16 protein-coding genes are annotated in these 17,695 nt (G+C 43.1%); 7 read left to right on the top strand and 9 right to left on the bottom strand.

All coding sequences use genetic code 11. The features are described from left to right. Window positions 1–5: 5 nt before the first annotated feature. Window positions 6–782, bottom strand: coding sequence for a replication initiation negative regulator SeqA (gene seqA / locus Q4561_RS10170; RefSeq protein WP_303459905.1), 777 nt, complete (start codon window positions 780–782; stop codon window positions 6–8). Between the two features lie 217 nt (window positions 783–999). Here seqA and Q4561_RS10165 point away from each other — a divergent pair, with 217 nt between their 5' ends. From Q4561_RS10165 to cynS, 6 genes are all read left to right on the top strand, one after another. Then, the gene (locus tag Q4561_RS10165; RefSeq protein WP_303459904.1) at window positions 1,000–1,911 is read left to right on the top strand and encodes a MoxR family ATPase; all 912 of its coding nucleotides are present in this window, start codon (window positions 1,000–1,002) and stop codon (window positions 1,909–1,911) included. 3 nt (window positions 1,912–1,914) lie between these two features. Beyond that, window positions 1,915–2,940 carry a DUF58 domain-containing protein gene (locus Q4561_RS10160; RefSeq protein ID WP_303459901.1) on the top strand — a complete coding sequence of 342 codons (1,026 nt, stop codon included), beginning with the start codon at window positions 1,915–1,917 and terminating at the stop codon, window positions 2,938–2,940. Then, entirely contained in the window at window positions 2,940–5,066 is a 2,127-nt protein-coding gene (locus Q4561_RS10155; RefSeq protein WP_303459898.1) for a DUF3488 and transglutaminase-like domain-containing protein, read from the top strand. The genes Q4561_RS10160 and Q4561_RS10155 overlap by 1 nt, the downstream gene beginning before the upstream one ends. A 450-nt stretch (window positions 5,067–5,516) precedes the next feature. After that, entirely contained in the window at window positions 5,517–6,365 is an 849-nt protein-coding gene (locus tag Q4561_RS10150) for a formate/nitrite transporter family protein (protein WP_303459895.1), read from the top strand. Between the two features lie 44 nt (window positions 6,366–6,409). Continuing rightward, window positions 6,410–8,245 (top strand): bifunctional protein-serine/threonine kinase/phosphatase, encoded by a 1,836-nt coding sequence (locus tag Q4561_RS10145; RefSeq protein ID WP_303459892.1) that lies wholly within the window; start codon window positions 6,410–6,412, stop codon window positions 8,243–8,245. Between the two features lie 48 nt (window positions 8,246–8,293). Next, on the top strand, window positions 8,294–8,743 hold the full coding sequence (gene cynS / locus Q4561_RS10140; protein ID WP_303459889.1) for a cyanase: 450 nt from the start codon (window positions 8,294–8,296) through the stop codon (window positions 8,741–8,743). Between the two features lie 111 nt (window positions 8,744–8,854). On the opposite strand, the gene fusA is transcribed toward cynS, so the two are convergent. The 5 genes from fusA to Q4561_RS10115 all read right to left on the bottom strand — a co-directional run bounded on the left by fusA (window position 8,855) and on the right by Q4561_RS10115 (window position 14,185). Next, window positions 8,855–10,939 carry an elongation factor G gene (fusA, locus tag Q4561_RS10135; RefSeq protein ID WP_303459886.1) on the bottom strand — a complete coding sequence of 695 codons (2,085 nt, stop codon included), beginning with the start codon at window positions 10,937–10,939 and terminating at the stop codon, window positions 8,855–8,857. 194 nt (window positions 10,940–11,133) lie between these two features. Beyond that, window positions 11,134–12,228, bottom strand: a complete 1,095-nt coding sequence (gene rlmM, locus Q4561_RS10130) for a 23S rRNA (cytidine(2498)-2'-O)-methyltransferase RlmM (RefSeq protein WP_303459884.1) — start codon at window positions 12,226–12,228, stop codon at window positions 11,134–11,136. After that, on the bottom strand, window positions 12,221–12,640 hold the full coding sequence (locus Q4561_RS10125; RefSeq protein ID WP_303459881.1) for a DUF423 domain-containing protein: 420 nt from the start codon (window positions 12,638–12,640) through the stop codon (window positions 12,221–12,223). The genes rlmM and Q4561_RS10125 overlap by 8 nt, the downstream gene beginning before the upstream one ends. Next, the gene (locus Q4561_RS10120) at window positions 12,637–13,293 is read right to left on the bottom strand and encodes an alpha/beta family hydrolase (RefSeq protein WP_303459878.1); all 657 of its coding nucleotides are present in this window, start codon (window positions 13,291–13,293) and stop codon (window positions 12,637–12,639) included. Before Q4561_RS10120 ends, Q4561_RS10125 begins: the two co-directional genes overlap by 4 nt. After that, the gene (locus Q4561_RS10115) at window positions 13,286–14,185 is read right to left on the bottom strand and encodes a transcriptional regulator GcvA (protein ID WP_303459876.1); all 900 of its coding nucleotides are present in this window, start codon (window positions 14,183–14,185) and stop codon (window positions 13,286–13,288) included. The genes Q4561_RS10120 and Q4561_RS10115 overlap by 8 nt, the downstream gene beginning before the upstream one ends. Window positions 14,186–14,412: 227 nt before the next feature. Here Q4561_RS10115 and Q4561_RS10110 point away from each other — a divergent pair, with 227 nt between their 5' ends. Next, window positions 14,413–14,700 carry a hypothetical protein gene (locus Q4561_RS10110; RefSeq protein WP_303459873.1) on the top strand — a complete coding sequence of 96 codons (288 nt, stop codon included), beginning with the start codon at window positions 14,413–14,415 and terminating at the stop codon, window positions 14,698–14,700. Between the two features lie 61 nt (window positions 14,701–14,761). On the opposite strand, the gene kdsA is transcribed toward Q4561_RS10110, so the two are convergent. The 3 genes from kdsA to Q4561_RS10095 all read right to left on the bottom strand — a co-directional run bounded on the left by kdsA (window position 14,762) and on the right by Q4561_RS10095 (window position 17,673). Continuing rightward, the gene (gene kdsA / locus Q4561_RS10105; protein WP_013784682.1) at window positions 14,762–15,616 is read right to left on the bottom strand and encodes a 3-deoxy-8-phosphooctulonate synthase; all 855 of its coding nucleotides are present in this window, start codon (window positions 15,614–15,616) and stop codon (window positions 14,762–14,764) included. 24 nt (window positions 15,617–15,640) lie between these two features. Then, window positions 15,641–16,012, bottom strand: a complete 372-nt coding sequence (locus tag Q4561_RS10100; protein ID WP_303459871.1) for a SirB2 family protein — start codon at window positions 16,010–16,012, stop codon at window positions 15,641–15,643. A gap of 86 nt (window positions 16,013–16,098) precedes the next feature. Further along, window positions 16,099–17,673, bottom strand: coding sequence for a DUF3369 domain-containing protein (locus tag Q4561_RS10095; RefSeq protein ID WP_303459868.1), 1,575 nt, complete (start codon window positions 17,671–17,673; stop codon window positions 16,099–16,101). Window positions 17,674–17,695 lie beyond the last annotated feature (22 nt).

The raw sequence follows: 17,695 nt of genomic DNA, 5'->3' as shown, positions 1-17,695 counted from the left end.
AGCGTTTATTTGCCCTCTGGGGCGAATCGACTTACTACCGTTTCGACGACATCGGGCTTATACCCTAATGTACGCAAAACTTGTTCCAGCATGTTTACTTTCTTCGCGGTATTGTTGTTAGTGACTACCCAAAAAGGGCTATCTGGAATGGCTTTCGGATTGGTACTGCTGCCATTTTCCAACAATGCCTCTTTGCTTGTAGCAAAATAGGTACGATTTTTACCAATAATGGATTTAACGTTGTCAAAGTTATCACTATTTAATTTGTGCGCTGCACTTAAAATAAACAAGAACTGATCTACACGTTTGGTAAAGGTCGATAACGCATCTGCAGATACCAGACCTACAATATCATCTTTATTGTGACTTTCTGTGTCAGGCACGACTGGCGCAGCAACGTCTTTCTTAATTGGTGCTTTTGCTGCAGTTTTAGCAACTGGCGTTTTTGCACTTGTAGCTTTTGGCGCGGCCTTTGTTGTAGTTTTAGCTGCTGTACTAGCTGTTTTACTAGCTACTGTTTTTACAGCAGGCTTAGCATCCGCTTTTTGAGCCAAAGCTTTAGCGGCTGAAGTTGTAGTGTCAGATTCGCTAGCAGGCTCAGCTGCTTGAGCTTTTGTCGCTTGGGAGGGATCGTCAGATAAGGCCGACTCGCTTACATCTACTATTTCGCCATCTTCCGGCAACAAAAGTCTACGTAAAATTTCTGATGCACTCTCGCCTATATGTTTAGTTTGGCTGGCGATAAAGGCATACAAATCATCATCTATTTCAATGCTTTTCATAACTACTTCCTTAACAAGATGCCCCATTATAGACAACCCATTCGCCCAGCGCAGCACTATTTTAAACTAGGCGTAAATTCCTTTTCATTCCCGTTAAATTAGCGGTTTGAAAGGTGCTTATCACCACACTTATACCTTTGTATGCATACTCACTGCTATTTCAATGATTAAATTGCTAATATCTTTATATAAAGGTTTAAAAAGGTAAGCTTCTACCATGCGAAAAGAGATTCAATTAGTACATGACGCACTTAGCCAGAAAATTATTGGCAAATCAGCGCAGTTAAAACTGGCGATCACCTGTTTGCTTGCCCATGGTCATTTACTTATTGAAGATTTACCGGGTATGGGTAAAACCACACTTTCTCACGCACTATCTCAAGTGTTTGGCCTTAAATATTCACGTATTCAATTTACTTCCGATTTACTGCCTTCTGACATGCTAGGCGTAAATGTTTATCAAAGTCACAATGGTGAATTTCAATTTAGGCACGGCCCTATTTTCAGCCAAGTGGTGCTTGCTGACGAGCTAAACCGCGCCAGCCCTAAAACCCAAAGCGCCCTTTTAGAGGCTATGGAAGAACGCCAAGTTAGCATTGACGGTACCACCCACCCGTTGCCTTCTCCCTTTTTCGTGATTGGTACGCAGAATCCAGGTTATCAATCTGGTACTTACCCTTTACCAGAATCTCAGCTCGACCGCTTTTTTATGCGCATATCATTAGGCTTTCCCAACTGGGATGCTGAAAAGGCGATGTTGCAGCAATCAGTCGACGTTCAGCAGCGGATAGTGTCTTGTTTATCACAAACCGATTTAATCACGATGCAAGATGCTGTTACCCAAGTGCATGCCAGCGATGACGTTATCAATTATATTTTGCGATTGGTGACAGAAAGCCGAGCAGAAGGTCGCTACCCTACCGCTTTATCTCCACGAGCTAGCCGAGCCTTATTACAAGCGTCAAAAGCATGGGCGTACATGCACGATAGAAGCTTTGTTACTCCTGATGATATACAAGCCATTTTTGTTGCAGTTACTGAACACAGACTTAGCGCGGGTTCATCAGAACACAAGGGCATATCGCTAAGTCAGCACTTATTAGACAGTATCGATCCGCTGGCGGCATAGTTAATGTTAGCAAAGTGGTTTTATAAACCTTGGTTGGCTTGGTTAGACAAACGTATTCCCCCCAATGCCACCCATGCGTTAAACATGCGTTCAGTATTTATATTGCCTAGTCGGTTTGGCTGGGGCTTTATGGTGGTGTGCTTGTGTTTATTTTTGCTGGGCACTAACTATCAAAACAACCTTATGTTGCTACTCAGTTATTTATTAACTAGCACCATGTTGCTCACGTTATTTTATAGCTACCAAAATTTTGCGGCCATTGCGCTTAAAATAACCCCCCCGGCTACCGTATTCGCCAATACTTCTTCGCAGTTAACGCTTAATAGAGTGAAGCACACCCAATATAAAACTAAGCCTGAAGGCTTGTTACAGGTACAGTGGCTCAAGGAGATTAAAAACTTTACATTTGATATTGGCAATAAAGAGCAACAGCTCATTATCCCGTTTACGCTATGCTCTCGTGGCGAGCATAAGCTACCCCGTCTTACGCTAAAAAGCGCTTACCCCTTTGGTTTATACACTTGCTGGACTCATCTAGATTTTGACACAAAGATAATGGTGTACCCTGAACCCATATCAGGGCAGCTAAGTGAAATAAGTCATAGCACAGATGAAAATAATGGTAGCCAAGAAGATACCCTATTAGGTAACGAAGACTTTTTTGCGCTTACCGATTTCGTGGAAGGTGAACCACTAAATAGAGTGGCATGGAAGCAAGTGGCCAAGACGGGAAATTGGGTTGTTAAACAGTTTAGCGAGCAAAAAAAAGACGACGTTTATTTAAGTTTATCGACAAATACGCCTATCGAAGAGGGGCTTAGTGCCTTAACCCAGCAAATATTAACGTTGCAATCGCAAGGTATTCAGTACGGTTTAAAAGTAGGTAATACCTCCTTTACGCCCAATAACTCTGTAACGCATATGCATCAATGCCTGACAGCCTTAGCAAATTACCCAAAGGCGCCAGGCTCTCATACCCAATCATCTGCCAAAAGTGCTGAACAGGTTTCATCACAAGGAGCTGGCTGATGAATAACAGAGCCAACATGTTATTAGCCACCTGCTTTATCGTGCTTACCCTTAGCTTGATTACGCCCCTGTTAACCTGGGTGGTGCTAATAGCAATATGCGCGGTTATTATGCAAAGCGCGTTGTATTTCGGTTGGCAAGAAAATAACCCCAGCAGCCGCACGGTAAACTTATTGGCAGTACTGGCATTAATAGCGCTAGGTTGGTTTGGCCTGTCTATTGGCTTACTTAATAGCATGATAAATTTGCTGGTATTGGCCTGTGCGCTTAAGCTTATGCTGCTTTCCCAAACCAGAGACTTCTTACAACTATTCTGCTGCTGCCTTTTCTTAGTGGGCTGCGGGTTTATTTTTGCATTGGGGCTAGAGGCTTGGATAGGTTACTTGGCCGTCATCGCGCTTTTGTTTACTGCTTTGGCTTTGTTATATGCCCCCTCCCTTAGTTTAAGAGTCTCGTTAAGAAAATCAGGCATAGTATTACTTCAAGCGTTTCCATTAGCAGCGCTATTGTTTGTGGTGGTACCGCAATTTCCTCCGCTATGGCAAATGCCGACGTCTAAGTCGAGTGAAACAGGATTATCAGACACGGTAACCCCTGGGGATATCGCTTCGTTAGCAAAATCATCTGATTTAGCGTTTAGCGCCACGTTCTCGCAAACTCCACCGCCAGCTCAACAACGCTATTGGCGCGCCATGACAATGGAAAACTTCGATGGCAAAACCTGGTCTATTAGCCCAAAACGAAAGCAAGCGGAATCGCAGCTAAAAAACATGGGTAGAAAGGTTTCACTTGCCTACTCTTCTGCTAATGGTTCTTCTGATGCTGCTTCTGATAGTGCGTCTGGTGGAGGAGTTGGGGAGCCCTATCAATTGATTGTTGAACCCAACAATCAGCGTTGGTTGTATTCTCTCGATATATCAACCGAAAACACCGCGTTAGACAACCCGAAAATGTGGCAACAGTTTAACTTTGCACTGCGGGCAGAGCGCCCCATTGTAGGAAAGCGGGCCTTCTATTTAACTTACTTCCCTAACGTACCACTTGTTAGTGAACTTGCCGATTTTGATACCCAGCTAAACCTGCAGTTTCCCAGCGATAGTAATTTGAGCACCCAAGCATGGGTGAAGCAGCTTGCTGCCAATACCCAAAGTGAATATGACGTTGCTAACCGAATTTTACAGCACTTCAAAACAAGCGGGTTTAGCTACACGCTACAACCCAATGCCATGCCCAACTCGCCTATTGATACCTTTATGTTCGAGGCAAAAGCTGGATTTTGTGCCCATTACGCCAGCGCGATGGTATTTGCCCTTCGCGTGGCCGGTATTCCTGCACGCATGGTAACAGGCTATCAAGGCGGCGAGTTATTAAGTGATAACGTAATACAAGTTCGACAATACGATGCCCACGCTTGGGTGGAAGCGTTAATCGATGGCGTGTGGGTATCGTACGATCCTACCAGTGTGGTCGCCCCCTCTCGTATTTCCTTTGGGTTAGAACAAGCCCTAGCCGATTTCAATGAAACCCGCAACGAAGGCATGTTTAAGAATTTAAATTCGGCTGAACTATTTTTATCTATTAGAGGATGGTTTCGACAAATAGATTACCAGTGGAGTAGACTGGTACTAGGCTTTGATAATCAAACGCAAACTGATTTGTTAAAACAGCTTCTTGGCGAGTTAACCTCAAAGAAAATGACGCTCTTCTTGCTAAGTTTACTCGTTATAGTCAGTATATTTTTACTGGTACTATTTTTTCCTTTGCGTAGAAAGTCGCAGTTTTCCAGACATCAACATCTGTATTTAACGGCGGTTGAATTGGTGTCTAATTTCACCAAGGTGCAGCGGGAACACAGAGGGAGTACCGCTTACTTCAATCTTGTTGAATCGCTTTTACCGTCCACTGCGGCAAGCCAATTCAATACCATTACCCAAGAATTTGAGCGTGCGCGCTATCAACCAGAAGCCCCTGAAGTACATGAAGCGACAGCAGCGTCTGACAAGCCAGCTAATTTTACAAAGTCCACATCGAAGGCTAATACCACCGTTCTAAAGCAACAAGAACGTGTAATGAAAGACGCACTTTCTAGCTTGCGTAAAACCTTGAAACTGAGCGGTAACCAGTAAATCCTAATTCCTGCATACTTAAAACAACTTAGCTAATACTGTTTAACAAAGGCTGTTTAGCTAAACCTGAGTAGCTAACACGCTATAAACTTTTATTAGTAAACATAAACAACCACCAAATCGGTGCACTACATGATTTTTTTTGCACCATAGTGGTTTGAAATCAACTGCGCCAAATAAAACTCGGCTCCATAGACTTAAGCAACCGCTTGATTTTTAAGCTTTTAAAATAAAACTAATTTATTGGCATCAATTTCGCAGAACCTAAAGCAGTACGAGTCGGTTTGCTTACTGGCTAACACAATCTATTGAATTGGATAAAGACGTCCACAACCTTCTTTGGAAACAGGGAATGGTGTGGACGTTTTTTTTTGTTCGTTTGTTTTATAGATAAAGCAGTTAAATGGCTCGTTATTTTTAATAATAGTTTACATATCAGGGTGATTAATTATGGCTTATTTACTTCCCGCCGAGTTTGCCACAAAAATGGTAGATGCCGGTGAATCTAAAATCTACATGTCTACTCGCGATACACTTATTCGCGCATTTATGGCGGGCGCTATATTAGCGCTAGCGGCTGTATTTGCTATTACCATTGCAGTACAAACAGGCATCTTCTTATTGGGTGCCGTACTCTTCCCTGTTGGATTTTGTATTCTGTACTTAATGGGGTTTGATCTACTCACTGGTGTATTTGTATTAACCCCTTTAGCATGGTTAGCTAAGCGCCCTGGTGTCACCCCTAAACAGATTTTACGTAATTGGGGCTTAGTATTTGTAGGTAACTTTGGTGGCGCGCTTACCGTAGCCTTCATGATGTCTTTTATATTTACCATGGGCTACAACGTTGATGGTGGTGCTATTGCAACTAAGGTAGCGAGTATCGGTGAAGCACGAACGCTAGGTTACGCCGAATATGGTACTGCTGGCTGGTTTACTATTTTTATCCGCGGCATGCTGTGTAACTGGATGGTATCGCTAGGTGTAGTTGGCGCTATGATTTCTACTAACGTAAGCGGTAAAGTATTGGCTATGTGGATGCCTATCATGCTGTTCTTCTTTATGGGCTTTGAACATTCAGTCGTTAACATGTTCTTGTTCCCATTCGGTCTTATTATGGGTGGTGACTTCTCAATTATGGATTACCTAGTATGGAACGAAATTCCTACAGCCCTTGGTAACCTTGTTGGTGGTTTAGCGTTTACGGGTTTAACTATTTATAGTACTCACGTTAAAACTGCACCTAAGCGTAAACTTGTAACGTCAGAAACTCCTTCTACTAAAACGGCTACCGTTTAACAAAAAGGCGCCCGACAGGTTTCTCCTGTCGGGCATTTTTTTATATGCAAACTAATACCCTATCGGTTCATTACAGCGAATTCACTGACTCTGGTGTAAAGCCAGTCAATCAAGATGCATGTAGTGGGTATATCCCTTCTGATACTTCTTTAACGTTAAAAGGGTGCGCTTTCGCACTCGCTGATGGAATAAGCAGTAGTACGGTAAGCCAAATCGCTAGCGATCTCGCGATTAGCGACTTTGCTTCGCAATATTATTGCACCTCTGAAACGTGGAGTGTGGCACAAAGCGCAAAAACCGTTATTCAAGGCATTAATGCTACGCTGTACGCGAAAACCCAGCAAAGTCCGTTTTGTTACACCCCAGATAAAGGTTATGTATGTACTTTTTCCGCTGTAATTATAAAAGGTGATACTGCCCACATTTTTCATGTTGGCGATGCTCGGGTATGTTTATTTCGCAATGGGCACTGTGAAATACTCACCGAAAGTCATCGGGTGGAATATTCTCAGCACGAATCTTACTTGGCCAATGCTTTAGGTGTACAAGCCAATGTTGATATCGATTACTTGGCTTTACCGCTAGAAGAAAACGATACGCTGGTGTTAATGACAGATGGCGTTTATGAATTCGTTTCACCCACCGCTATTAATGAGCATATTGAGAAGAACAGCCTTGGGCAAAGTGACAACAGCCTTGAGCGAATAGACTGCCCTGAGCGAATAAACAGCCTTGAGCCCGAACAAAACACACCTGAGAGCGAACTAAATACTTCTGATACAAGATCCTCAGCACTCGCCAAACAAATTGTACAACTAGCCCTAGCTAATGGTAGTAATGACAACGTTACATTTCAATCCATTACCATCAAACAATTAGACAGTAACAAATTCTCGCCCGACGCCGATTCAACGTTACCCCTGCCCGATGGAATTTCCGTGGGGGATGAAATAGATGGCTATGTTATCGAGCGACAGCTTTATCAGTCTGCCCGTAGCCATGTTTATCAAGCAAAAGACACTGCCAGCCTAGCTCGGGTAGTCATTAAAGTACCGTCTACCGAATTAGCGTTAAACGATGACTATCTTGAGCACTTTGCATTAGAAGAATGGATTGCTCGCAGAATTAACTCCGAACACGTTATTCGCGCGCCAAAGCGCGCACAATCACCTCAATATAATTACTGTATTAACGAATATCTTGAAGGTAGAAACTTATCGCAGTGGCTTATTGATAATCCGAAACCCAGCATAGAAAAAGTAAGAGACATTATTGAGCAAGTCGCCAAAGGCCTTATGGCGATGCATCGTGAAGACATTCTTCATCAGGACATTCGCCCCGAAAACATCATGATTGAAGAATCAGGCAACTGTAAGATTATCGATTTAGGCTCTGCTCGCGTTGCGGGTATTAGTGAACTGTCTTTTCATAATGAATGTGAAATTATGGGTACCGCCGCTTATGTTGCGCCGGAGTATTTTCTTGGGGATAGCGGATGTGATCAATCCGACCTCTATTCGCTAGCCGTTCTGACTTACTATCTATTAAGCGGTCGGTTTCCCTATGGTACGCAAGTGGCAAAGTCACGCACGGTGGCTGCGCAGCATAAACTTAAATATCAGTCGGTATTAGATGAGCGCCAGCAAATCCCTGCATGGATAGACGCTACCCTAAAGCGCGCGTTACAACCTAACCCCGATAAACGTTACTCCACGTTATCCGAATTTATTTTTAACTTACGACAGCCAAGCCCCGCATTTTTGAACCGGGTGACCGCGCCCCTTATTGAGCGTTACCCACTGCGGTTTTGGCAAGGCCTGTCACTATTGTTAGCTATAAGCAATATCGCTACATTCCTGCTGTTTTATCGCAGTGACTGAAGCAATTAATACCACATTACTCACCCCTCCATAATTTAAGGAAATTCTATGATTAACAGTCGAACGCAAGTTACCGAAATGATTCAGTCTGCAAAAGTTTCTAAAAGCATAAAGTGGTGTGATGTTGCCGAGGCTATTGGACAATCTAAGGAGTGGAGCACTGCGGCCTGCTTAGGGCAAATGGCCATGACAAAAGAGCAAGCTACCACGGTGGGCTCTATCTTTGGTCTTAGTGATGAAGCGATTGCGTGGTTGCAAATTGCACCTTACAAAGGTTCATTGCCTACCGAAGTGCCTACCGACCCGCTTATCTATCGCTGGTATGAATTGGTGAATGTGTATGGCACTACATTAAAAGAACTTATTCATGAAGAATTTGGTGACGGTATTATGAGTGCTATCGATTTTTCAATGGACTTACAGCGCGAGAACGATCCTAAAGGCGACCGCGTAAGCGTGGTGATGTCTGGAAAGTTCTTACCGTACAAGATGTATTGATTAGCCAAGGGTGCTAAAGCAAAAAACAAAAAAGCCCGTCAGATAAATCTGACGGGCTTTTTTATGCTTAACACTAAGGTAAGCATGAATGCTTACCTAGTTAGTAGCGAATTACTTCGCTGCTTTACGTGCTTTAGCTTCTTCCATTACTTTGTCAGCTACGTTTTGTGGACAAGCTGCGTAGTGTGAGAACTCCATAGAGAACTGACCACGACCAGATGTCATTGTACGTAGTGAACCGATGTAACCGAACATTTCTGATAACGGAACGTCTGCTTTAATGCGAACGCCAGTTAAACCAGCTTCTTGGTCGCTAAGCATACCACGACGACGGTTAAGGTCACCGATTACGTCACCAACGTGATCTTCTGGCGTGAATACGTCAACTTTCATGATTGGCTCAAGAAGTTGTGCACCCGCTTTAGGAATAGACTGGCGGAAAGCGCCTTTAGCAGCAATTTCGAACGCGATTGCAGATGAATCTACTGCGTGGAAACCACCGTCGTAAAGTTCAACTTCAACGTCTAGTACTGGGAAGCCAGCTAGAACACCTTCGCCCATCATTGACTTGAAGCCTTTCTCTACTGCAGGCCAAAATTCTTTTGGTACGTTACCACCAACAACTGATGAAGTGAACGTGAAACCAGAGTTCGCTTCGCCAGGCTTGATGCGGTAGTCGATTTTACCGAACTGACCAGAACCACCAGATTGCTTCTTATGCGTGTAGCTATCTTCAATTTCTTTAGTGATAGTTTCACGGTAAGCAACTTGAGGTTGACCAACAATAAGGTCTACACCGTAAGTACGCTTAAGAATGTCTACTTTGATGTCTAAGTGAAGCTCACCCATACCTTTAAGGATGGTTTCGCCTGAATCTTCATCAGTTTCAACTTGGAAAGAAGGATCTTCTGCAATCATTTTACCGATAGCGATACCCATTTTCTCATTTCCGCCTTTATCTTTAGGCTGAACAGCAATCGAGATTACTGGAGTTGGGAAAACCATTGGCTCTAGTGTTACTGGATCTTTCGGATCACAAAGTGTGTGACCAGTTTGTACGTTCTTCATGCCTACGATAGCAATGATGTCACCCGCTTGTGCGCTAGATAACTCAATACGTTCGTCAGCTTGCATCTCAACCATACGGCCAACACGCTCAGTTTTACCCGTAAACGAGTTAAGGATAGTGTCACCCTTGTTCAATTTACCAGAGTAAATACGTACGAATGTTAGTGCACCGAAACGGTCATCCATGATCTTAAATGCTAACGCTTTAAACGTTTCATCAGCAGATACGATTGCATGTTCGCCATTTTCGTTACCTTCTTCATCCATAAGAGGCTGAGGATCAACTTCTGTAGGAGACGGTAAGTAATCAACAACAGCGTCAAGTACTAGTTGAACACCTTTGTTTTTGAATGCAGAACCACAGAACGTAGGGAAGAAAGCAAGGTCACGTGTACCTTTACGGATACAACGCTTGATGTCTTCAACCGAAGGCGTTTCACCTTCCATGTACGCTTCCATTAGGTCATCGTCTTGCTCTACAGCAGTTTCGATAAGCATTTCATGGTATTCATCAACTTTGTCTACCATGTCTGCAGGAACGTCTTTAATTTCGTAGTTTTCAGGAAGACCAGTGTCATCCCAAACGTATGCTTGTTTAGTCAATACGTCTACTACACCTACGAAGTCATCTTCGATACCAATTGGTAACGTCATAATTAGTGGTACAGCACCAAGTACTTTACGTACTTGCTCAGTTACACGGTAAAAATCAGCACCCATACGGTCTAATTTATTTACGAAGATAATACGTGCAACTTCTGATTCGTTAGCATAACGCCAGTTAGTTTCTGATTGCGGTTCAACACCACCAGAACCACAGAATACACCGATACCGCCGTCTAATACTTTTAATGAACGGTAAACTTCAACTGTGAAGTCAACGTGTCCAGGAGTATCGATAACGTTGAAGCGGTGATCTTTCCAGAAACAGCTTACTGCTGCCGACTGGATAGTAATACCACGCTCAGCTTCTTGTTCCATGAAGTCAGTAGTTGACTCACCGTCGTGTACTTCACCGGTTTTATGGATTTGACCAGTAAGCTTCAAAATACGTTCTGTAGTGGTAGTTTTACCCGCGTCTACGTGGGCGAAAATACCAATGTTTCTGTAATGGGATAAGTCTGACATTAGTTCACTTTCATTGATTCAGCGTAAAAAAACGGCCGGATTATAAAGGATTTCTGTATAAGAGATATACCTTTATTTAGCACAAACTCTGAAAACGTTTGTGAAAAACCGAGCCACCATTAATTTTTTATTTAAATATCAATAGCATAAGCAATATGAATATTTTATTAAAAATAACAAAAACACACCTCGTTTTACGAAGTGCGTACAATCGTTACTGTAACTTCATCTCTGTCATGATAGAGATGTCTTACCTTGACAGTGAATGCATCGTCTAACGCATTCAATCTGGTCATTAACGTCGACATGGCCTCTATAACGGTTTCATATCGTCGTTTCATGGGTAGCTTTAAATTAAACACCGTATGAGTGGCCCAATGTTTTACCAACCAGTCACCCATCAGCTTTGCTACCCGATCGGGTTGCTCTATCATATCACACACAAGTAAATCTACACGACCAAATTGTGGTCTGTATGTAAACCCGTCTGCAGCATGATGTTCAACAAGCCCTGTGCTCATTAAACTCTCGGCAATGGCACCATTATCAATCGCTTCTACGTACATTTCACGTTTCACCAATTGATAAGTCCACCCGCCTGGGCAGGCCCCTAAATCTACTGCCCGGCCACCGGCTCTTAACACCAATCGTTGTTCTTCGGCACTTAGCATATTGACTAACGCGTCTTCCAACTTAAGGGTTGAACGACTTGGCGAATCAGAAGGGAACTTTAATCGGCAAATGCCTAAATGGTCATTAGAGCGATAACCAGCCAAACTATAGCCTATATAGCAAGTTTCAAAAGACTCAAAGAAAACATGCAGTTTAGGCTTAGTATCGTTTTCCTTAGGCGACAACCAGCCCTTTTTTCTTAATGCCTGACGAAGAGGAACGGTAAACTTCCTACAAAATTTCGCAAGGGTTTTGCCGTCTTCCGTATCTGGGTATTCAACGTCGATGGCGCCGAATACACCATGTGCGCCAGTGAGTTCCTCTAGCGACACATCTTCTAGCGCCTCGAGCACTTGCCCTACTCTATCGTCTTTTTCTATATTATTTAACGTAGCGAATACACCGATTAACTGGCGAGGAAAGATAGACTCACTTACCGCAAATAACGAAAGCGCGCTGCCTAAGCTTGTTTTGTCGTACAAATTATAATGTACAAAGCCTGTGTTCGATTTTGATACCGGATAACCAAAGAATTCTTTTTCGCCATATCGTGTAGCCAGTTCATTAGCGGTGTCGTTTTCATAGCCAGGGCGACAATAGGCCAAAATGCTAGTCATTCTCTTTTCCTTTCACTACAGCGAATAACAACATTATCCAACCAATAATCATTAATAGGCCACCAAGCGGGGTGATAGGCCCAAAAAACTTACTTCCCGTTATTGAAAGTAAATAAACGCTGCCACTAAATAACACGCAACCTGCAACAAACAAAGCCGCCACGCGGTTCAACCATGTAACCTGAACCACAGACACAAGCGCACTTAACGCGATTATCGCAAGTCCATGGTACATTTGATAGCGCACACCTACTTCAAACGTCGCTAACGCAGAAGGTGATAAAATAGCTTTTAAGCCATGTGCACCAAACGCGCCTAGCATAACGGCGCTGCCCGCTAACAAGATACCTGCAATAAGCCAAATTTCACTTAGCCCTAAATGTAGGTTTGTATCTGAGTCTACTGTTTTCATACATTCATAGTCGTTTGGGCTTTCATAAAGTCTGCAACCTGTTTAGCCGCGCATTCTATATGTGTCGCTAAGGTAAAGCCACTTCGCTTTCTAGGTTTAAAACTATGATCGCCATCTTCCAAAAACGAAAAACTAATCATCGACGATAAATTATAGTTTTCTACTTCACTTTTTGTACCGAAGGTATCTCGCTCGCCTTGTATTATAAGCAGTGGTTTATTAAGCGTTTCTAAATGGGCGGTTCTGAGCTTTTCTGGCTTACCTGGAGGGTGAAATGGATAACCTAATGCTACAGCGCCGGCTATTCCGTCAGCATCATCAAGCACCATAGTTGCCATACGTCCACCCATCGACTTTCCACCAATAAAGGTAGGAAGCGAATCTCGGGTGGTCCCTATTTCTTGAATAACAGCATTAAAATGAGCGAGTAATTTATCTGCTCTATCTGGCGGCCTACGTTTTTTAGTTTCAATGATAGTTTGCATATAAGGGAAATTAAACAACACAACCTCAACCCCATGACCATTCAAGATGGTGGCCATCGTTTGCATAAATTCATGCTGCATACCCGCGCCAGCACCGTGGCCTAATATAATTCGAGCAAATGGCGGCGCTGCGTTTTTGTTTGTACTGTGAATTTGAAAATCAAACATCGTCTTGTTCTTCTTCTACTAAGGCTAAGATCCACTCTCTAAAAGCGGCAATCTTACCTAGTTCAGCTTGAGACTCTTCGCACACTAAATAAAAGGCATCACGGCTTTCTACTTTTTCTTCGAAAGGCATTATTAAGCGCCCGGCATCTAACTCTGGGCGGGCCAGTACCGTATTACCTAGCGCAATCCCCTGCCCTAACGCGGCAGCTTGCAGTACCAACATAGAGTGGCTGAATACCGGTCCATGATTAACATTTACCCCTGATACACCCACATGCTTGAGCCAATTCTTCCATGCCGCGCGGCTTAAGTCGTGAAGTAGCACGTGATGACGTAAATCCGCCAAGCTCGATAACGGCTTAGGACCATTAAAAAGCATAGGGGAACACAGCGGGGTAAGGAATTCACGGTGGAGTTTGTCTGCTTGCAGGCCACTCCACCGGCCTTTGCCGTAGTAAATGGCAACATCTACATCGTCGTCCAAAAAGCCCTCATCGAAGTCTACCGCTTTAATTCTGACGTCTATGTCAGGCTGCGCCAAACTAAACTGACTGATTCGAGGCACTAGCCATTGGCTAGCAAAACTCGGTGGCATAGCCACGGTAATTGCCCCTTTACTACCGCGGGCAAGCAGTCTTTCAGTTGCTTCTTGCAGGTTCTTAAAGATATCTTTTAATTCAAGAAAGTAAGCCTGCCCTTCCTCGGTTAGCAATAAGGTTCTGTTACGACGAATAAATAACTTCATCGATAAGAATTCTTCAAGCGCTTTAATTTGATGACTGACCGCAGCTTGGGTAACAAAAAGCTCATCTGCAGCTTTAGTAAAGCTTAGGTGCCGTGCAGCCGCTTCAAAGGCTTTTAAGGCATTTAGAGGGGGAAGACGTCGATGCATGTAAGAAAAAAACCTTGTGTGACCTAATCATACCAAAGTAGCAAGGAAAGCATTAGTTTTACTAATGATAACCCATACTTTTACTCGTTTTATTTTTGTGCGAATTTTGGGTAATATTTGCGCGAACTTTGAAAAGAGGTACGAATATCAACTCTTTACAAAGCCTACTTGTTAAACAATTTAACAAGTGGAAACATATTTTTAAATTATTTTTATTAGGTGTGAAAATGAAAAAATTATTACTAGCTAGTGTTTCTGTAATGGCTTTTGCCAGCGCTGCAGCAAATGCTAACGTACAACCAGAAAAGATCAATCTTCAATCGCTTATCACTAACGCAATGACCAGCGTTAACATGGCAGACGTATTGCCTGCGAACGACGCTCACATTGATGTTAAAAAGCAGTCAAATGCTTTATTGGCAGAAGAAACGCAAATTGCGCTTCACAATAACTTACTTGCTATGGCAAAAGAGAAAAATAAAGAAAGTACTGTATTAGTCGCTGAAAGCGAATAATACCTGCCCACACCTGATACGCATGCCGGTGCAACGCACCGGCATTCGCCATCAGACTAGCCTAGGTATTACTGGTATCTAACGGCTCAAACCCTTTCACTAACTCATCCAACGCTTTCATCTGCGCCAAATATGGCTCAAGTTTTGCCAATGGTAACGCACATGGACCATCACATTTTGCTTCATCCGGATTCGGGTGTGCTTCAATAAATAACCCAGCAAGCCCTAACGCCATGCCACTTCTGGCTAACTGTGCTGCTTGTGCACGACGACCATCCGCTGATGTTGCTCTGCCTCCTGGCATTTGCAACGCGTGAGTCGCATCAAAGATTACTGGTGCGTAAGATTTCATTGCATCCATGCCCAGCATATCAACCACAAGGTTGTTATAACCAAAGCTACTACCACGTTCACATAAAATAACTTTATCGTTACCCGCTTCACCTAATTTGGTGATGATATGACGCATTTCATGTGGCGCGAGAAATTGCGGTTTCTTCACGTTAATCACGCTACCGGTTTTAGCCATCGCGACGACCAAATCAGTTTGGCGGGCTAAAAATGCAGGAAGCTGAATAACATCTACCACTTCAGCAACAGGAGCAGCTTGATGCGGTTCATGAACATCGGTAATTAATGGCACATTGAAAGTAGATTTAATCTCTTCGAATATGCGCAACCCCTCTTCCATACCTGGACCACGGTAAGACGTCACCGATGAGCGGTTCGCTTTATCAAATGAGGCTTTAAAAACATAAGGAATACCCAATTTTTGGGTAACTTCAACATAATGCTCGGCAATGCGCATGGCAAGATCCCGAGACTCTAATACATTCATTCCGCCAAAAAGCACGAAAGGTAAGTGATTAGCAACTTCTACATCGCCAACACGAATGATCTGTTGAGATTCAGACATAATTAATTCGTTATCCGTTAATTTCTAGAATAAGGGTTGTTTGGTAATGGCTACTGTTGCAGTGGCCATAAGCACAACAAGCGCAGCTATAAAGAATGCCCAGCGGCCCACGGTGGTTTTCGCTTTTTTGAGCGCAAATAAACCAAGCACGATATAGGCAATAACACCTGCTAATTTAAACGTTAGCCACGCATTGACTATGGGATATTGAGACAAGATCACGCACAGCCAAATTGCACTGGCGAGCAAAATAGTGTCAATAATATGAGGGACAATTTTAACCCATTTCTTAGCTAAAATTGTGGCGTCGAATTGTGACCAGATAAAGCGAAAAACAAACAGTAATATACTTAACCCTACTGCCGTTAAATGAAGATGCTTCGCCATCATATACATACAATAATTCCTATCATGCTAGAGCGTTGATTATCTAAATAATTGATTATTCGTTATTGTACGTCATTTAAAAGCGTTCGACTAAGTTAAACATAATCGGGAATATCAGGGTAGTGATGCTGAATGGCCATGAATTTTTCAATATGGCTTAACAAGTAATCAACCAAATTAGGGTCGAAATGCCGTCCTTTCTCTTCCAAGATAACTTTTTCAACTTTTTCTAGTGGCCAAGCGGTTTTATAGGGGCGCGCATTAACTAATGCATCAAACACATCTAACAAGGTAGCAATTCGGCTTTGCAGCATTATGGTTTCCCCTTGAAGGCTTTCAGGATAACCTTTGCCATCCCAGCGCTCGTGATGTTGTCTTGCTAATGTGGCAGCTAGTTGAATAGTGGGCCTAGAAGAGTCTTTTAAAATCTGATAGCCAAATTCGGCGTGTTGACGAATAGCAAAAACGTCCTCTTCCGTTAGTGGCTCAGTTTTACGAAGTATGGTAACCGGAACCCGAGAATTGCCTACATCATGCAGTGGAATAGCGAGTTTTAATTCTCTAACATCATTTTCACTCATGCCAATGCCACATCCCATCACTTCGGCCATCGCACTCATTCGCGTGATATGGTTGCTGCCCTGCCCTTCGTATTCCATGGCTTTGCCTAAGCGCTCAATGATTTCTCTTTGGGTGCCTTCTATTTCTATCGTTTTAAGCACATTATCAAAGGCAAGTTGAACACTGTTCGAGAAGCGTCTTACCAAGTGTTTGTCGTTTTCGCCAATACGGCGAGGTAAACCAGACAAATACAACAAAGCGCCATTTTGCGTTTTACTGTTGCAATACGCCACTACGTGGTCTTCTGCGTATACAATTTCACGGTCGCGCATAGCGCGCTTACAAAGCTCATATTCTTCAGGTGTCACCGCGTCTTTTAATAGCACGCCTTCTTTATCTGAATATTCACCGTTACCGGCAAATACATACAGTTCATTAAGATCGAGTGCCTTTGCTGGGTTTGCAGAAGCATCAGGCGTAGCCGCAACCGCCGTAGTGATATAGGCAGCATCTTTAGAGCAGCCTAAAATGGAAGCAAGTTGCTGGATAATGCCTTGCATGAATTTTTCTAGCGAACTGGAAGAAAATAAGTCTACCGACGCATCAATAATTTTTTCTAAACCAGCACGGCTTTCTTCAATCACAATAATATCGCGATAAGAACGTAGCGCGGCAATAATGACGGTGAACAGTTTTTGGGCGGTTAATTCGGTTTTAGATTTATAGTCATTAATGTCGTAATTAATGATGACATCTTTTTCAGGCGCTTGGCCTGGCTGGCCAGTACGCAGAATAATGCGGGTAAAGTGATTGTCGAGTTCATTGCGAACATACTCTGCAACAAGTAAACCTGCGTCGTCACTTTCCATAACAACATCGAGTAATACTACTGCTATGTCATCATGTTCTCTGAAACATCGCTTTGCTTCATCGCCGCTGTAAGCACTGATAAACTCGAGGGTTTTACCATTTAAGAAAAAGTCATTAAGGGCCAATTTTGTGATGGCATGAACCTCTGGCTCATCATCAACAATAAGAATTTTCCATGTGCCCAGTTCTTCTACAACATCTTCTTCATCATCGTCGATGAAAAGCAAATCGTCGTTCATCTATAACTTCCTGTTCCCCAAA

Origin of the sequence: Alteromonas sp. 1_MG-2023 (genome assembly GCF_030547075.1) — a bacterium.
Taxonomy (GTDB): domain Bacteria; phylum Pseudomonadota; class Gammaproteobacteria; order Enterobacterales; family Alteromonadaceae; genus Alteromonas.
Note: the sequence above shows the minus strand (reverse complement) of the source record. Positions and strands in the feature narration are given on the sequence as shown.